This window comes from Gemmata sp., from assembly GCF_051859125.1.
Classification (GTDB): domain Bacteria; phylum Planctomycetota; class Planctomycetia; order Gemmatales; family Gemmataceae; genus Gemmata.
Genome location: NZ_JBHYGG010000076.1, coordinates 1 through 15,935 on the forward strand (window position 1 = coordinate 1; position 15,935 = coordinate 15,935).

Below are 15,935 nucleotides of genomic sequence, written 5' to 3' on the forward strand. Positions count from 1 at the left end.
GTCGCGCCGGGGACCAGGGGTTTGCCCGAAGCGGGCCGCACCCCTGGCTACCATCTGCCGCCCCTCCGGGGCTGATAAACCTGGGAGGGGCCGGCCGCGGGACACGCAGTAATGCCCGTGCCCGCACGTCAGTCCGCACGGGCCGCGGCGACGACGCGCTTGCCGGCCAGCAGCCGCACCGCCACGTTCAGCAGCAGCACGACCACGACCAGCACGAACGCCCCGGCCCACGCGAGGTTCTTCAGCGCCTCGTCGGGCCGCTTCGCGAAGTCGTACACGTAGTACGGCAGCGACGGCGTCGCGTCCGACAGCGACCGGGCCACGAACTGCGACCCGCGGGCGGTGAGGATCAGCGGGGCCGTCTCGCCGGCGATGCGGCCGACCGCGAGCAGTACGCCGGTGATGATCGCCGGCAGCGCCGCGGGGATCACCACCCGCAGCACCGTCTGCCGGCGGCTCGCGCCGAGGGCGTAGCTCGCCTCACGGAGGCTGTTCGGCACCAGCCGCATCGCCTCCTCGCCCGACCGCACCAGCACCGGGAGCATCATCACCGCCAGTGCGAACCCGCCGGCCCACGCCGAGTACCCCCATGGGCGCTCGCCCGGCGCGAGCCAGAACGGCGTCACCAGGATCGCGTAGGCGAACACGCCGATGATGATCGACGGCACCCCGCCGAGCAGCTCCGCCACGAACCGCACCGGCGCGACCCATCGGTTGTTCCGGTACTCGCTGAGCAGGATCGCGGCCGTGATCCCGATGGGGATCGCGAACGCGGCGGCGAGCACGACGAGCGTGGCGCTGCCGACGAGCGCGTGGTACAGGCCCGGCGGCTTGTCGTTCGGCAGGTTCGTGAAGAACGCGCCGGTCACCTGGCCCGCGCCCTTGTACGTGATGTACCCGAGGATCAGGAACAGCGGGACCACGGTGAGAAACTGGCACCCGGCGAGGACGCCGGTCATCAGCTTGTCGCGGCGCTCGGCCTTGCGGCGGGCGGCCGCGGCGTCGCTCGGGTCGCGGGGCGGCACCTCGGCGACCTCGGTGACGCGGATCGGCTTGCTCGCCCTCGCCCGCGGCGTCGCGGCCCACCAGCGGAGCAGCAGCCGGGCCACCAGGTTCGTGAACAGCGTGATCGCGAGCAGCACGAGCCCGAGCGCGATCAGCACCGACCGCTTCGGGTCGCCGGCCGTCGTCTCGTGGAGCTGCTTGGCGATGATGCTCGGGATCGAGTCGCCGGTCGCGGTCAGCGCGAGGTCGAGGTGCTGGGCGTTGCCGATCACCATCGTGACGGCCATCGTCTCGCCGAGCGCGCGGCCCAGGGCCAGCACGCACGCGGCGATCGTACCCGGCCTCGCATAAGGAAGAACGACGTTCCAGATCGTCTGCCAGCGGGTCGCGCCGAGCGCGAGCGAGCCCTCGCGCTGTGACCGCGGGACCGCCTGGCACACGTCGAACGTCAGGGCGGTGATGTACGGCAGCACCATCACGGCGAGGACCAGCCCGGCGGCGACGATCCCCTCGCCCGACTGGTGCTTCAGACCGAACAGGTCGTAGGCCGGGGCGAGGCCGCGCTTGGCGAGGAACTCGACGGCCCAGAACCCGAAGATGACGCTCGGGATCGCGGCGAGCAGTTCGAGCAGGAACGCGCTGACGGTGCGGACGCGGGGCGAGGCGATCTCGGACAGGTACGTCGCCGCGCCGACCCCGAGCGGCACCGCGACGAGCATCGCGATGGCGGCCGTCGCGAGCGTGCCGTACACGAACAGTAGTGCGCCGTACGACCGCTTCTCGGGGTCGGGGTTCTCGGGGTCCCAGTTGGCGCTGGTGAGGACGTTCCACTCGCCGAAGTGCCGGAGCGCCGGCCACGCCTGGAGCGCGAGGACCGCGACGAGCGCCGCGGCGATCGCGAGGACGAACACGCCCGACGACTGGCACAGCCCCGCGAACAGGCGGTCGCCGAGGGACACGGTGGACGGGCCGGCGGGTGGCTGGGTCATGCACTCACGGGGGCGGGCATCTTCCTGGCGAGCCGGGAGCGTGAGCGACCGGAGCAGGTTTCCTCCGGTCGCTCACGCTCCCGGCTCGCCCGGGTGGTTGGTCGAATCCGAACTCACTCGAACGTCACGGTGCCGAGAACCTCCTCGGCCCTCTTGGTCAGGTCGGCGGGGAGCGGGGCGTAGTCGAGTTCGGTCGCGAACTTCTGGCCGTCGGCGACGACCCACTTCAGGAACGCGACGATCACCTCGCCCTTCTCCCTCGGCTGCTTCTTGAACAGCATCGCGTAGCTCGCGCCGACGATCGGGTACGCGGCGTCGCCGTCGGCGTCGGTGAACGAGAACGCGAGCGGGTGCAGCGCGTACGGCTCTTTTTCTTGCTTCACCTTCATCGCCGCACCGACCGCCGCGGTCACGCCGGCCGCGTCCGGGGCCACCGGCTTGCCGGCCTTGTTCACGAGCGTCGCGAACGGGATGTTGTTCTTCTTCGCGTAGGCCAGTTCGACGTACCCGATGGTGCCGGCCGCGTCCTTGACGTGCCCCGCGACGCCGTCGTTGCCCTCCTTGCCGAGCACGCCGGCGGCCGGCCACTTCGGGCTCTTGCTGGCCCCCACCGCCTTGGCGAACTCCGGGCTCCGCTTGCCCAGGTACTCGGTGAAGATGCTGCTCGTGCCGCTCGACTCGGCCCGCGCCACCGGGGTGATGTCGGCGTCCAGCGCCGCCGCGTCGGCCGCCGGGTTCAGCTTCAGGATGGCCGGGTCGTTCCACTTCACGACCTTGCGGAGGTAGATGTCGGCCAGCACTTCTCCCGTGAGCGTCAGGTTCTTCGCGGCCGGCAGGTTGTAGACGACCGCGACCGCACCGACGGTCACCGGGACGTGAACGACCTCGCCGCCGGCCGCCTTCGCCGCCTCGACCTCCTTCGCGTTCATCGGCGCGTCGGAGCACCCGAAGTCGAGGTTCTTCGAGGTCACGTTCGTGATGCCGTAGCCCGACCCCTTCGAGACGTAGTCGATTTCGACCTTCTTCGCCGTCTTGTACTCGCCGGACCACCTCTGCATGATGGGGTCCACGAACGTCGCGCCGCCGCCGCTGATTCGCGGCGCGCCGCCGGACTTCGGACCGCACCCGCCCGTGAGCGCGGCGAGCAGGGCCAGGGTCGGCAGGGAAAGGCGGTTCAGCATGGTGAGGTCCGAGGAGTGTGCGGGAACCGCGGTTAAGCTAACGAGGTGGGCGTGAAGGTCGCGTGAAGAACGCGCGTAGGAATCGTTTGGTCCGGGGGATCGGCGCAGGCTTCACGCAACCTACCACCAGTCTTCACAATCGGGGTGTAGAAGTGAACGTGGCTCAGTAGCCGCCCGCCCCCGTTCACACCCCGGGTGTACCGTGACCCAACTCGCCGCACCGCCCCTCCGCACGGCCCGGAACACCACCCGCGACGCGCCCGAGTCGTGGGCCGAGAGCGCCGAGCAGATCGCCGTCCGCGACGTCAACTTCTGGTACGGCGCGAAGCAGGCGCTGTTCAACGTCTCGCTGTCGGTCCCGGCCCGGTCGGTGATGGCGTTCATCGGGCCAAGCGGGTGCGGCAAGTCCACGCTCTTGCGGCTCCTGAACCGCATGAACGACCTGATCGACGGCGCCCGCAAGACGGGGACGGTCGAGGTCGCCGGCGAGGACATCTACGGCCCCGCGGCGAACCTGACCGACCTCCGCCGCCGCGTCGGGATGGTGTTCCAGAAGTCGAACCCGTTCCCGAAGACGATCTACGAGAACATCGCGTTCGGCCCGCGGATGGCCGGCGAGCGGAGCCGCCAGCGGCTCGACCACACCGTCGAGCGGTGCCTCAAGCAGGCGTCGCTGTGGAACGAGACGAAGGACCGGCTGCACGCCTCGGCCCTCGAACTCTCCGGCGGCCAGCAGCAGCGGCTGTGCATCGCCCGCGCCCTGGCGACCGAGCCGGACGTCCTCCTCATGGACGAGCCGTGCAGCGCGCTGGACCCGAAGTCGACGCAGGCGATCGAGGAGCTGATTAAAGAGTTGAAGCGGGACTACACGATCGTGATCGTGACGCACAACATGCAGCAGGCAGCCCGCGTGTCGGACCACACGACGTTCTTCTTCGAGGGGCGGATCGTCGAGACCGGCCCGACCGACCGCCTGTTCTCGAACCCGACGCAGGAACAGACCCGCGACTACATCACCGGCCGCTTCGGTTGATCTTCAACCGCACCGCAACGAACCACCGGGCCGGGAGCGCACTCAATCGCCCCCGGCCCGCTGCGTTTCCGGGGAGCGGAACCGCACAGCACCGCATGTCAATGATTGACTTCTGGCTGAACCCGATTACGATTCGAGAGCAATTCCACTCACTGACACGCGACTTGGGCGGTTGTTGAGTCGCCGGAGGACGCCAGAGTGTCAGATCATTACTCACATTACGTCGCTGCCAGCGGTGGATCGAACGGGGCTGACCTCACTTTTGCGGACGATGGCACAGCGGTTGTCGAGCACCGCTCGGGGTGGATGGGGTCGGGGAAGCAGGAGTTCCGCTTTCGCTTTCGGACCAAGTGGTTTTCCGACCGCTACGGCTTGCTGTTCCTCACCACCGCGGACCGAGTAGACCAGCCACGGACATGGACATCGGCCGAGGTCAACGAAGCGACGTGCGGGTTTCACGAGGATGACGATCGCATGTTCTTCTGGGGCGTCGCCTACGAATTCCTGCGACTCGATGGCGGTGAGGAGCATATTCCAAACGATCCACACTTGATGGACTTCCCCAACAGCACCTGGAACCCTCGAATGGACCTAATCCTCTTCGCTCGGGTGACGGCCGACACATATTCCGAGGGAGGAGTGGACGCAAACCTGGCTGCCGCGCTGATCGCCCTCGACAAGCTCAAATTCGGGCGCGTACTCAAGGGTTCTTAGCGGAGCATCCTGTGTCAGGCCGGCCTGGAGGATTGAGCATGTCTACGGCGAGCGGCGTTCCCGAGGAAACCGACCGCGAGCGCCGGGCGCTGGCGCTGGCAGCGGGTGCCGGTCCGGGGTGGGCCGACGGACACCGGCCTGGAACACCGGGGTGTCACGAACTGCTCGACCGGGCGTCGCTCCTGTCGGACATGGCCGAGCGATACCTGCTGGAGCACCCGGCGTGCGTCGCGAACCCCGGCTGGTACGCGCTGGCGGAGCGTGCGGCGGCCGCCCTCCGCGAGTTGTACCAGCAGGTCGGGGCGGAACACCTCGATGCGGAGCCGGGTGCCGAGGCCGAACCAAATAGTCTGGCGAGTGGGACGTAAGTCCCCCGGTGCGACCCCCATCCCCCGCTCGCCCAAATCCAAGGCACACCGCCGGCTTCCGTCAGCCGATTGTGGGTGGTACAATCCGTGAGCGAACATTGCGGAGGATTGCCATGAACACGACACCGGCCGAATCGCCCGAACCATTCCCTCGCGAGCCGATCCCGCCCGTGTTGCTGGCGTGGGCACAGCAGACGTTCGACGCCGAAGAGTTCTTGGAGGGAGTTCGCGAGATCGAAGCCACCGGGGGTGTGCCGTTCGAGTCGCTGATCGCCGAGGTGGAAGCCGTAGTCCGCGGATCGTGAGCCCGAAGTCGCCCCTGTCGCAGACGCTCCCACGTCACTTCACTTGATCGGCACGTCGCGTTCGGCGAGGACGGCGAGTTCGGTGAGCTTGGCGGCGGTCACGCCGATGCGCTCGAAGCACTCCGCCACGATGCTGTTCGGCGTCGTGAACAGCGTGATGAGCAGGTCCATCGGGGTCACGCTGTGGCGGCCGCAGTCGCCGGCGCGGCCGTGCGCGTCGCGGAGCAGGCGGATCACATTGTCGGACAGGAATTCGCGGTTGAGCAGCAGCGGCGGGACGGGCTCGGCGTTCTGCTGACAGAACAACTCGCGGAACTGGTCGAGCAGACCGGGGAGGTCGGCCCCGAGGCGGTTGGCCCACTTGGCGACGCCCGAGTCGGGGGCGGCGAGGAGCCCCATGAACAGGTGGGGGGTTCGGACGCTATCCCAGTTGGTCGAACGGGTTAGTGAGAGGGACTCCCTCAGCACACGCGCCGTCGGCTCATCCAGAATGTCCGGGCGGAGGCGGCCGGAGGGCAGAAATATGTCGTCCACGGTTCGACTCGTTCCCGTCTCGGTGTCCGTTGAAACCGCACACGGTCGTGGAGCTGTTCCCCTGAAACCTTTGAGATTATGTCGCGCCCCCGCCGAGTCCGCAAGGCGGCCTGTTAACACTTTTTCCCCTTGCCCCTCATTCGGTTCCGGCGGAACATGAACCACCCGCCACTTACCACGTGGCAACCGAACGCCCCGAGGGTCGCCATGCACTGGTGCTGGTGTTCCGTGTGCGCTATTTCCCTGGCCGCGGTCCTGCCGGCCCGCCCGGCCGACGAGACCCCCACGCCCGCGGCGGTCACCGTCACCGACCTCGACGGCAAGGAAACCAGGGTCGCCGGGGCGAAGCTCACCGTTGGCACCCGCCGGCTCGCGTGGCTGGCCGACCCGAAGGGCTCGGCCGAGGAGAAGCTCGGGCCGCTGGCGCTGAAGGTCCGCGAGCCGGTCTCCACCACCCTCGTCGACGGCGTGCTGACGCTGATCCCGGTTTCTCACGTCGAGTCCGCGAAGTACGACTACGAGAAGCTCACCGTCGCCTACGCGCTGAAGGGGGCGAAGGAGCCGGTCGTCGGCACGCTCCAGTACAAGGGGCTGAACACGCTCGGCATCGCCGACCCGAGGGCGGCCGCCAAGGTCGCGCCGGTCGTCGCGGGCGTCCCCGGTAAGGCGGCGGTGAAGGCGGTCGCGTTCCCGGACGCGAAGCCGCTGCCGTCACCGAGGGCCGGCACCGAGTGGGCCGTGCGCATCGTTCAGAAGGAGCCGGCCAACCCGGTCGTGCGGGTCCGCAACTTGAAGGTGCTGTACCACCACCAGGACGGCACCGAGCGGCTCGCGGCCGAACTCCCGTCCCGCAAGGGGCCGCCGGTCCCGCTCGACGACAAGCTGACGCGGCTGGAGGTGCTGGCGACCGACGCGAACACGCACTTCGCGGCGGTCGAGGTCGAGGCGGCGGGGGCACCGGAGCGGCTCGTGGTGGTCCCGCTGGCGACGGGGGCCGAGAAGGACGCGGCGACCGTGGTGGGGTTGATCGGCGAGGTGGACGTCGGCTACAAGTTGTTCCCGCTCCATACGATTAAGAGTGTCGGCCCCGCGGGAAAGTGAAGTCGCGCCGGCTCGCCAGCGACTGCCCACCGTTCGCACCCAGCCCCGGCAGCCCGTCCCAATGATGACGTACAACCAGGCCGAACTCGCGGAAGCGCTCCTCCAGGAGATCGGGGACGCGCTGTTCCTGCTCGACCCGGAGACCGACCGCCTCATCGAGATCAACCCGGTGGTGCTGCGGCTCACCGGGTTCACGCGGCACGAGATCCTCCAGCTCCCGGCGACGCACCTGTTCCGGTACGAGGCCCAGGGCGGGGTCCAGCGGCTCCGGACCGCGTTCACCAAGACGATGGTGTTCCACGGGCAGGACGGGTTCCTCCTCCGCACCAAGGAGGACGCCTGGATCCCGGTGAACCTGACCGTGTCCCGGCTGCACGTCACCCCGAACCCGCTCGGCCTCATCATCGCCCGCGACGACCGCGAGCGGCGGCAGGCGTTCGCGCAGGCCCGCCGGGTCGAGTCCGAACTGCGGCAGGTGCTCAGCAACTCCCCGGCGGCGCTGTGGAGCGCCGAGCGCGCCCCCGGGCCGGACGTGCTGGCCGGGTGGCAGTTCCGGTACGTGTCCCCGCTCCTGGCCCGGCTGGCCGGCCGCCCCGGGGACTACTTCGACCACCCGTTCAAGTGGGGCGACGTGATCCACCCGGCCGAGCGGGAGGCGTACCGCACCGGGCTCCGCCGGCTGCTGACCGGTCCGACCGCCGACGCCGAGGCGCAGTACCGCGTGGTGTCGGCCGACGGCACCGTGCGGTGGGTCCGGGACCGGCTCCAGGTGGTGCGGGACGCGGCCGGCCGGCCCACGCGGCTCGACGGGTGCCTGGTGGACGTGACCGAGCAGCGGCAGTCCGAGGAGGCGCTGCGGCAGCGGGAGCAGCGGTTCCGGGCGCTGGTCGAGAAGAGCCGGGACGGGATCATGCTCCTCGACGACGGGGGGGTGATCCGGTACGCGACCCCCGCGGTGTGGGACATCCTCGGGTACGACCCGGCGACCATCACCGGCCGCAACGTGTTCGAGTTCGCGTACCCGGACGACCTGGGGGCGGCCCGGGACAAGTTCGACGACGCGCTGAACCGGCCCGGCGAGGACGTGGCCAACACGGTCCGCATGGTCGCCGCCGACGGGACCGTACGGGTCATCGAGATGAACGGGTGCAACCGGCTCGACGACCCGAGCGTGCGGGCCGTGGTGCTCAACTACCGCGACGTGACCGAGCGGGAGCGGACCGCCCTGGCCCTGGCCCGGCACAGCGCGCTGCTGGAGGGGCTGTTCGCGTCGGTCCCCGACGTCGTGTGCTACAAGGACCGGGACCGGCGGTTCCTGGGCGCGAACCCGGCGTTCGAGGAGCTGACCGGGGTGCCGATCGTCGAGATGATCGGCAAGCGGCGGGACGAGGTGTCCGGGACCGAGGACTGGGCGCACCGGATGCGGGCCGTTGAGGACCAGGTGCTGGCCACCGGGGAGACGGTCCGGGCCAAGGAGTGGGCGTCGTTCCCCAACGGCCGCGAGGCGCTGCTCGACGTCGCCGTGTCCCCGCTCCGGGGCGTCGGGGACGAGATCGTCGGGCTCATCGTCACCGGCCGCGACGTGACCGAGCAGAACCGCCTGGAGGAGCAGCTCCGCCAGTCGCACAAGCTGGAGGCCGTGGGCCGGCTCGCGGGCGGCATCGCGCACGACTTCAACAACCTGCTCACCATCATCCTCGGGAACCTCGAACTGATCCGCTCGGGCGGGGCCGGGGACGAGGAGGCCGAGCTGCTCGTGTCGGCCGAGCGGGCCGCGAAGCAGGCCGCGGAACTCACCAAGCAGATGCTCGGGTTCGCCCGCCGGCAGCCGCTGCGGACCGAGACCCTGGACCTCAACGCCGTGGTCGCCGGGGCGGTCAAGCTGCTCCGCCGGACCATCGACCCGCGGATCGGCATCCGGGTGACCCCGGCCCCGGACCTGGCCCCGGTCGCGGCCGACCTGGTCCAGGTGCAGCAGGTGCTGATGAACCTGTCGCTCAACGCCCGCGACGCGATGCCCGACGGCGGCACGATCGCGATCGACACGTGGAACGCGCCGGACGCCTGCCCCCCGGGCTCCGAGGCCCCGCCGTCGGCCGCGGGGTTCGTGTGCGTCAGCGTGTCCGACACGGGCGTCGGCATGACCGACGACGTGCGGGCCAAGATCTTCGAGCCGTTCTTCACCACCAAGGACGTCGGCCAGGGGACCGGGCTGGGGCTCGCCGTCGTGTACGGCGTCGCGCGGGCCCACGGCGGGTGGGTCGAGTGCTCCAGCGCCCCGGGCGCGGGGAGCCGGTTCGACGTGTACCTGCCGCGGGGCGAGCCCCTCGACCCGGCCGCCGAGGTCACCGAGTCGAAGCTCCTGGCGCAGCTCGACCGGGGCCGCGGCGAGGTGATCCTCGTGGCCGACGACGAGCCGCTGGTCCGGGCGATGGCCCGCAGCGCGCTGGAGCGCCAGGGGTACCGCGTGGTGCTCGCCGCCGACGGGGCCGAGGCCGTCGAGGTGTTCCGCGCCGAGCGGGCCGCGGGCCGGGTCGCGCTGGTCGTCCTCGACCTGAGCATGCCGCAGCTCTCCGGCCGCCAGGCGTCGCAGCTCATCCGCAAGATCGACCCGCACGTGCCGGTGCTGTTCGCCAGCGGCCACACGGTCACCGACCTGCCAACCGACCCGGGCACCGGGTTCCTCCAGAAGCCGTACACGCCCAGCGCGCTCGCGGCCGCCATCCGCAAGGTCCTCGACGACGCGCCGGTTGCCCTCACCGAGCCGGCCGGGGTATCATGACGGGGCCACCGGAGGCCCGACAATGACCGCCAACCCGCCGCCCGCCCCCGACCGCCCCGCCGACGACGACGCCTACGACACCGAGGCCATCGCCGCCGAGTGGGGCGAGTTCGCGTACCCCGGCATCGGCTCGCGCGAGGACGTGCTGGCCCGCATCGAGATCCTGGAATGGATCACCACGCAACTCGGGAAGAACGGCATCGACCCCGCGGTCGGCGACTACGTCCTCGCGACCGACGGCCGCATCCTCGGCTACGGCCCGGACCCCGAGGAAGTCCACCGGCGCGTGTTCGAGGCCGAGCCCGACCTCAAGAGAGCGCGCCTCGTAGCCATTTCCATCCCCCCCCTGGAGTGGTAGGTGGGTGTGTCGTGGCGAGACCGCTAACGCTCTACATTCGCAGCGCTCAACCGCCGCACACGATTTGGTTCCGTGGACCGGACGGCACCCGCGATTCGCTGCCCGCGTTGCGGTTGGTCGCCTACGTGAACTTCATGCGATCCCTCAAGACTTCGATTCTCTCGGGAGATTTCGCGATCACGGCCGCCGTCGTTGACACCGGAGCGTTCTTCACCGTGGTGGCGGAGCGGTTGTGGCGGCAGTTCCGGCCCGGCGTCGTCACCCCGCTGCCGTTCGACCCGCTCACGCCCCCGCACCTGCGGAACATCACCATCGCGGGCGGCACGTTCCCGTACGACCTCGGTGAACTCACCCTCCGCCTCGAAGACAAGAACGGCAGCGCACTCGCCGCGACGGTCGTCGCCAAGTTGCTCCGCGACGGCGGGCGGATGCCGGTGCCGCTCACGCTCGGGCTGCGGGGCGGGTTCTTCGAGGGCCGCACGGTCCACGCGGAGCCCGACCCCGCGGCCGCGTTCGGAGAGCGGTGGACCATCGAAGGCCCGTAGCCGCTCCCGCGAAATTGCGACGGATTCTCCGCTCGGCCGGCCGTACACTGTCACGCACTCCCCGCCACCGACTCACTTTTCGGAGCTTCCCTCGATGCCACGCGCAGCACTCGCACTTTGCTTCGCCCTCGCTCTCGCGCTGCCGGTCGCGGCCGCCGAGTGGGTCCAGTTCCGCGGGGCGGCCGGCGACGGCCACGCCGACGCCGCCAAGCTCCCGACCGAGTGGGACCAGACCAAGAACGTCGCCTGGCGCGTCGAACTCCCCGGCAACGGGTGGTCGTCGCCGGTCGCGGCCGGCGGGAAGGTCTACGTCACGACCGCGGTGCCGGGCGAGGGGAAGGGCGACTACTCGCTCCGCGCCCTGTGCCTCGACGCGAAGACCGGCAAGACGCTGTGGGACGCCGAGGTGTTCAAGGAGGACGGGAAGACCGCCGCGAAGATCCACTCGAAGAACAGCCACGCGAGCCCGACCCCGGTGCTCGACGGCGAGTTCCTGTTCGTTCACTTCGGGCACCTGGGCACCGCGTGCCTGAAGGCGAACGACGGCTCCAAGGTGTGGACCCAGGAGGCGCTGAAGTACACGCCGGTCCACGGGGCCGGCGGGTCGCCGGTGCTCGCCGCCGACAAGCTCATCTTCTGCATCGACGGTGTCGAGAAGCAGGCGGTGATCGCACTCGACCGGAAGACCGGCAAGGTCGCGTGGCAGACGCCGCGGGACGCCAAGCCGAAGAAGCCGTTCTCGTTCGCCACCCCGCTCCTCATCGCCGTCGGCGGCAAGGAGCAGGTGGTCGCACAGGGGAGCGACGTGGTGATGGCGCTCGACCCGAAGACCGGCACCGAAATCTGGCGGGTGAAGTACAACGGGTACTCGGTGGTGCCGAAGCCGCTGTTCGCCAACGGGACCGTGTACCTCAGCACCGGGTACGACAACCCGGTCTTCTACGCCATCAGGGCCGACGGCACCGGCGACGTGACCGACACGCACGTCGCCTGGACCGTCAAGAAGGGCGTGCCGCGGAACGCCTCGCCGCTCCTCGTGGGCGACGCGATCTACATGGCCGCCGACGACGGCACTTTGACGTGCATCGACGCGAAGACGGGTGCGGAGCGGTGGAACGAGCGGGTCGGCAAGGCGTACTCGTCGTCCCCGGTGTTCGCCAACGGGCACGTCTACCTGCTCGCCGAGGACGGCACCGCGACCGTGTTCAAGCCCGGGAGCAGTTACGACCCGGTGGCGACGAACAAGATGGGCGAGCGCGCCCTCGCCAGCTACGGCGTCGACGGCGACGCGCTCCTGCTCCGCACCGAGAAGGCGCTGTACCGCATCGAGAGGAAGTAGGACTCGGGGGCGTGAGCCCCCGCGTGAAGCGAATTGAAGACCTCCGCTCCCCCCGGTGCGGGAACCAGAAGCCCCGAACCGGACGGGTCAACGTGGAGCGTTGACCGCGGAACTACTTCTTCTCTTCGACGGTGATCTTGAGCGGGGCGGTGGTGAGGGTGACGACGCCGTACCCGTCGCCGTTGTCCATCGCGCCCTTCGGGATCGGCAGGAGGCCCGACTTGAGCGTCGCGACCAGTTCGTACTCGCCGGGCTCGGTCCAGTACGCGAGGTGGCCCGCCCCGCGGAACCCGCTGGTCAGCGACTTCACCGGGAACGTGAGCGACTTGCCGGCCTCCAGCCCGACGCCCTCGGGGAGCCGGAACTCGAGCGTCACCGGCACCTGCGGGCTCACGTTCACCGCGCCCTTGCCCTTGAGTTCGAGCGTCAGCACGACCGGGTCGCCCTTCGACCACACCTGCACCGTCGCGTTCGACGTGTTCTTGAGTTCGACCGTCAGGTCGACGGCCGGCGTGGCCGGCGGCTTCCCGCGGCCCTTCCCGGCGGCCGCGACCGCCTTCTTGAAGTCGTCGGCCGACAGCCCGCCCAGGTCGAGCGGGTACTTCGTGGTCTTCCCCGTGAGCGTGAGTTCGAGGGGCAACCCGGCGGGGTCGGTCTTCGGCTTGTCGGCCCCCTTGTCGGCGGCGACGGGGCCCGCGGCGGCAATCAGCACCAGTGTAAGAATCCGGCGAGTCATCAGAACTCTCCAATGAGATGGGGGCGGAGAGGCACCGTTCCGACGACGCAACCGGCCGTGCGGATTGGCGCGGATCGGTCGCGCAGGCGGCGATTCGGTCGGTCGCGCGAAGTTTTCGTACGGCCCCGGTGCTTGGACCGGCCCCGCGGAAGTTCTATAGTGACCCCACCGGTCGCTCTCACCTACTGCCTGGCGGTAACATGGACGAGTTGCACCACGAATGCGGTGTGGCGGCGCTGTACTACCTCCCGGGCCGCGGCGACCGCTCGCCCGTGTGGTCCGGTGACCCCGACCAACTCTCGCGGCTCATGCCGCGGATGCTCCTCGACCTCCAGAACCGCGGGCAACTCGCCGCGGGCATGGCCACGTACAACCCGGACCGCGAGCAGATCGTCGACACCTACAAGGAGGTCGGCACGGTCATCGAGGCGTTCCGGATCAACCACCCGCACAAGTACGCCTCGATCATGGAGGAGTACGCCGGCCGCGGGTCCATCGGGCACACCCGGTACGCGACGTGCGGGGCCACGAAGCGGAGCTACGCCCAGCCGTTCGAGCGGCGGCACGGGTGCAAGTGGAAGTGGTTCGCGTTCGCGTTCAACGGCCAGCTCACCAACTTCGCCGACCTCCGCGAGCAGCTCCTCACCAACCACGACTACCACCTGACCCGCGACAACGACACCGAAGTCATCATGCACTACATCGCGCACGAGCTGCGCGGTGACGACCGGCCCGACCTGGTCGAGATGTTCCGCCACCTCGCGACCAAGTTCGACGGCGCGTACAACCTCACGTTCCTCAACGCGATGGGCGACATGGTCGTCCTCCGCGACCCGGTCGGCATCCGCCCGCTCGTCTACTCTCAGGATGGCCCGGTGTTCGGCGCGGCCAGCGAGAGCGTCGCGCTCCAGAACCTCGGGTTCCGCAACATCAAGTCGCTCGAACCCGGCCAGATGATCCTGATCCAGGACGGCGAGCTGTCGGTCCACCAGTACGCCCCGTCGCCGCGGAAGGCGCACTGCTTCTTCGAGTGGATCTACTTCGCCAACGTGTCCAGCTCGTTCGACGACCGGAGCGTGTACCTGTCGCGGGCGCGGCTCGGCCAGGAGCTCGCCAAGCAGGAGAAGGCGCTCGGCCGGGTGCCGCTGAACCCCGAGGAGACGGTCGTCGTCCCGGTCCCCGACACGGGGAAGGCCGCCGCCGACGCGATGGCGTTCGCGCTCGGCATCCCGTCGGTCGAGGGGCTGATCCGCAACCGGTACATCGGCCGCACGTTCATCGAGGGCGCGAACCGGGCCGACAAGGTGCGGCTCAAGTTCACCCCCTTGCGCGAGGTGCTCTCGGGCAAGAAGGTGCTGCTCGTCGAGGACTCGATCGTCCGCAGCACGACCCTCAAGAGCCTGCTGCACCACCTGCGGGACCAGGGCGGGGCGAAGGAGATCCACGTCCGCGTCGCGTGCCCGCCGATCATCGCCCCGTGCTTCTACGGCATCGACATGAGCACGGTGAAGGAGCTGTTCGCCCCGAAGTTCATGGCCAGCAAGGTGCCCACGGTCGCCGAGCAGGACGCGATGGCGAAGGAACTCGGGGCCGACTCGCTGTTCTACCTCCCGGTCGACGCGGTCGCGCGGTGCATCGACCTGCCGGCCGAGCAACTGTGCCGCGCGTGCGTGACCGGCGACTACCCGACGGCCAACGGCGAGCAGTTGTACCAGCTCGCGCTCCGCAACCACGCGACCGGCACCGGCGACGGCCGCACCTACGACCGCCCGCCCGAGCCCCTCGTGTGCTCCGTCACCGACGCGGGGCAGACGTAAAGGTTCGTTGCGACCCGCGACCGACACCCGTTTCAGGATGAAACCCATGTCCGAGCCGGCCCCGGTTCCCGAGCAGCCGTTCTACGCCTACGAACTGTACCCGCACGTCGACACGCCCCTGGACCCGGCCCCGATCAACCGGGACTGGATGGACAGCGCCCACCTGCGGCACCCGTACCGGTGCCTCCCGCTCAACATCGCCAACCAGAACGGGTGGGTGATGGGGTCCCCGGCGGGCTTCCGCGCGTACTGGTACGGCGGGGTGAACAAGGAGGACGTGGAGCTCCAGTTCGACGGCCCGGTCGACAACCGCATCGTCAGCCACTTCGGCAGCGGGGTCATCACGTTCACGGTCCCGTTCCTGTTCCGCACCCCGCCCGGCATCAACCTGTGGGTGAAGGGGCCGAGCAACTTCATCAAGGACGGCGTCCAGCCGCTCGAGGGGATCGTAGAGTCGGACTGGATCGCCTCGACGTTCACGATGAACTGGAAGATGACCCGGGTGTGCGAGTGGGTGACGTTCGCGAGGGGCGACCCGTTTTGCATGCTGGTGCCGATCCCGCGGGGGCTGGCCGAGAGCCTCGTCCCGAAGCGCGCCCAACTGGCGACGAACCCCGAGCTGACCGAGCAGTACCGGAAGTGGGAGGAGGGGCGGAAGGGGTTCCTGCACGGGCTCCGCACGCTCGACCCTGAGGCGGTGAAGCGCGGGTGGCAGAAGGACTACTTCCAGGGCCGCACGCCCGACGGCAAGGAGATCGAGGAGCACCAGACCCGCCTCAGCATCCGCGAGTTCGAGCAGGACAAGAAGTAGCAGGGAAGAGAGTCATCCGCAGATTACGCAGAAGCATGAGAAGATAAGGCGAAGACAGTTTTATCCGCAGATTACGCAGAAGACGCAGATTTTCAGACAGAGGACAGAGGACGCGGTTGGTAGCCGCGGATGCGGCGACCGAGGGTAGCCAGGAGCGAGTCTTCGAGCGGAACCCCTGGTTAGGAGAGCGTTGCGTATCGGAGCCCCGGAGGGGCGACAGAACCTCGGGTGATCCGCATTGCGCTGGGGACCAGGGGTTTGCCCGCACGCGGGCCGCACCCCTGGCTACCATCCGCCGCCCCTCCGGGGCTCCAAAC

The 15,935-nt window shown here is 69.4% G+C and carries 15 protein-coding genes; 11 read left to right on the forward strand and 4 right to left on the reverse strand.

Annotation, left to right across the window (positions count from 1 at the left end; translation table 11 throughout):
- Window positions 1–128: 128 nt before the first annotated feature.
- A complete protein-coding gene (gene pstC / locus ACTIGN_RS08835) occupies window positions 129–1,994 on the reverse strand; it encodes a phosphate ABC transporter permease subunit PstC (protein WP_439622902.1) in 1,866 nt (621 codons plus the stop codon).
- Window positions 1,995–2,107: 113 nt separating this feature from the next.
- The gene (gene pstS / locus ACTIGN_RS08840; protein WP_439622904.1) at window positions 2,108–3,175 is read right to left on the reverse strand and encodes a phosphate ABC transporter substrate-binding protein PstS; all 1,068 of its coding nucleotides are present in this window, start codon (window positions 3,173–3,175) and stop codon (window positions 2,108–2,110) included.
- Between the two features lie 202 nt (window positions 3,176–3,377).
- Here pstS and pstB point away from each other — a divergent pair, with 202 nt between their 5' ends.
- The 4 genes from pstB (at window position 3,378) to ACTIGN_RS08860 (ending at window position 5,595) form a co-directional block, all read left to right on the forward strand.
- Entirely contained in the window at window positions 3,378–4,208 is an 831-nt protein-coding gene (gene pstB, locus ACTIGN_RS08845) for a phosphate ABC transporter ATP-binding protein PstB (RefSeq protein ID WP_439622906.1), read from the forward strand.
- Window positions 4,209–4,406: 198 nt separating this feature from the next.
- A complete protein-coding gene (locus ACTIGN_RS08850; protein WP_439622908.1) occupies window positions 4,407–4,922 on the forward strand; it encodes a hypothetical protein in 516 nt (171 codons plus the stop codon).
- Between the two features lie 38 nt (window positions 4,923–4,960).
- The gene (locus ACTIGN_RS08855; RefSeq protein WP_439622910.1) at window positions 4,961–5,290 is read left to right on the forward strand and encodes a hypothetical protein; all 330 of its coding nucleotides are present in this window, start codon (window positions 4,961–4,963) and stop codon (window positions 5,288–5,290) included.
- A 113-nt stretch (window positions 5,291–5,403) separates the two neighbouring features.
- Window positions 5,404–5,595 carry a hypothetical protein gene (locus ACTIGN_RS08860; protein ID WP_439622912.1) on the forward strand — a complete coding sequence of 64 codons (192 nt, stop codon included), beginning with the start codon at window positions 5,404–5,406 and terminating at the stop codon, window positions 5,593–5,595.
- A gap of 39 nt (window positions 5,596–5,634) precedes the next feature.
- Here the strand turns inward: ACTIGN_RS08860 and ACTIGN_RS08865 are convergent, their stop codons facing one another.
- On the reverse strand, window positions 5,635–6,342 hold the full coding sequence (locus ACTIGN_RS08865) for a Clp protease N-terminal domain-containing protein (protein ID WP_439622914.1): 708 nt from the start codon (window positions 6,340–6,342) through the stop codon (window positions 5,635–5,637).
- On the opposite strand from ACTIGN_RS08865, the gene ACTIGN_RS08870 reads away from it, so the two are divergent.
- The 5 genes from ACTIGN_RS08870 to ACTIGN_RS08890 all read left to right on the forward strand — a co-directional run bounded on the left by ACTIGN_RS08870 (window position 6,337) and on the right by ACTIGN_RS08890 (window position 12,254).
- On the forward strand, window positions 6,337–7,230 hold the full coding sequence (locus ACTIGN_RS08870) for a hypothetical protein (protein ID WP_439622916.1): 894 nt from the start codon (window positions 6,337–6,339) through the stop codon (window positions 7,228–7,230). The genes ACTIGN_RS08865 and ACTIGN_RS08870 overlap by 6 nt on opposite strands.
- A 61-nt stretch (window positions 7,231–7,291) precedes the next feature.
- Window positions 7,292–10,012 (forward strand): PAS domain-containing hybrid sensor histidine kinase/response regulator, encoded by a 2,721-nt coding sequence (locus ACTIGN_RS08875; RefSeq protein WP_439622918.1) that lies wholly within the window; start codon window positions 7,292–7,294, stop codon window positions 10,010–10,012.
- Between the two features lie 22 nt (window positions 10,013–10,034).
- Entirely contained in the window at window positions 10,035–10,370 is a 336-nt protein-coding gene (locus ACTIGN_RS08880; protein ID WP_439622920.1) for a hypothetical protein, read from the forward strand.
- A gap of 134 nt (window positions 10,371–10,504) precedes the next feature.
- A complete protein-coding gene (locus tag ACTIGN_RS08885) occupies window positions 10,505–10,915 on the forward strand; it encodes a hypothetical protein (protein WP_439622922.1) in 411 nt (136 codons plus the stop codon).
- A gap of 94 nt (window positions 10,916–11,009) precedes the next feature.
- Window positions 11,010–12,254, forward strand: coding sequence for an outer membrane protein assembly factor BamB family protein (locus ACTIGN_RS08890; protein WP_439622924.1), 1,245 nt, complete (start codon window positions 11,010–11,012; stop codon window positions 12,252–12,254).
- A gap of 112 nt (window positions 12,255–12,366) precedes the next feature.
- Here ACTIGN_RS08890 and ACTIGN_RS08895 read toward each other — a convergent pair whose 3' ends face one another.
- A complete protein-coding gene (locus ACTIGN_RS08895) occupies window positions 12,367–12,990 on the reverse strand; it encodes a hypothetical protein (RefSeq protein WP_439622926.1) in 624 nt (207 codons plus the stop codon).
- 200 nt (window positions 12,991–13,190) lie between these two features.
- Here ACTIGN_RS08895 and ACTIGN_RS08900 point away from each other — a divergent pair, with 200 nt between their 5' ends.
- Window positions 13,191–14,807, forward strand: coding sequence for an amidophosphoribosyltransferase (locus tag ACTIGN_RS08900; RefSeq protein ID WP_439622928.1), 1,617 nt, complete (start codon window positions 13,191–13,193; stop codon window positions 14,805–14,807).
- 46 nt (window positions 14,808–14,853) lie between these two features.
- Window positions 14,854–15,618, forward strand: coding sequence for a DUF6065 family protein (locus tag ACTIGN_RS08905; protein ID WP_439622930.1), 765 nt, complete (start codon window positions 14,854–14,856; stop codon window positions 15,616–15,618).
- The last annotated feature ends 317 nt before the right edge of the window (window positions 15,619–15,935 follow it).

What these genes read in the sequence shown, in the direction of transcription:
- ACTIGN_RS08900 (WP_439622928.1), top strand. Translation starts at nt 13,191, where the DNA reads ATGGACGAGTTGCACCACGAATGCGGTGTGGCGGCGCTGTACTACCTC.
- ACTIGN_RS08870 (WP_439622916.1), top strand. Translation starts at nt 6,337, where the DNA reads ATGCACTGGTGCTGGTGTTCCGTGTGCGCTATTTCCCTGGCCGCGGTC.
- ACTIGN_RS08895 (WP_439622926.1), bottom strand. Translation starts at nt 12,990, where the DNA reads ATGACTCGCCGGATTCTTACACTGGTGCTGATTGCCGCCGCGGGCCCC.
- ACTIGN_RS08885 (WP_439622922.1), top strand. Translation starts at nt 10,505, where the DNA reads ATGCGATCCCTCAAGACTTCGATTCTCTCGGGAGATTTCGCGATCACG.
- ACTIGN_RS08890 (WP_439622924.1), top strand. Translation starts at nt 11,010, where the DNA reads ATGCCACGCGCAGCACTCGCACTTTGCTTCGCCCTCGCTCTCGCGCTG.
- ACTIGN_RS08855 (WP_439622910.1), top strand. Translation starts at nt 4,961, where the DNA reads ATGTCTACGGCGAGCGGCGTTCCCGAGGAAACCGACCGCGAGCGCCGG.
- pstC (WP_439622902.1), bottom strand. Translation starts at nt 1,994, where the DNA reads ATGACCCAGCCACCCGCCGGCCCGTCCACCGTGTCCCTCGGCGACCGC.
- ACTIGN_RS08860 (WP_439622912.1), top strand. Translation starts at nt 5,404, where the DNA reads ATGAACACGACACCGGCCGAATCGCCCGAACCATTCCCTCGCGAGCCG.
- pstS (WP_439622904.1), bottom strand. Translation starts at nt 3,175, where the DNA reads ATGCTGAACCGCCTTTCCCTGCCGACCCTGGCCCTGCTCGCCGCGCTC.
- ACTIGN_RS08875 (WP_439622918.1), top strand. Translation starts at nt 7,292, where the DNA reads ATGATGACGTACAACCAGGCCGAACTCGCGGAAGCGCTCCTCCAGGAG.
- ACTIGN_RS08905 (WP_439622930.1), top strand. Translation starts at nt 14,854, where the DNA reads ATGTCCGAGCCGGCCCCGGTTCCCGAGCAGCCGTTCTACGCCTACGAA.
- ACTIGN_RS08880 (WP_439622920.1), top strand. Translation starts at nt 10,035, where the DNA reads ATGACCGCCAACCCGCCGCCCGCCCCCGACCGCCCCGCCGACGACGAC.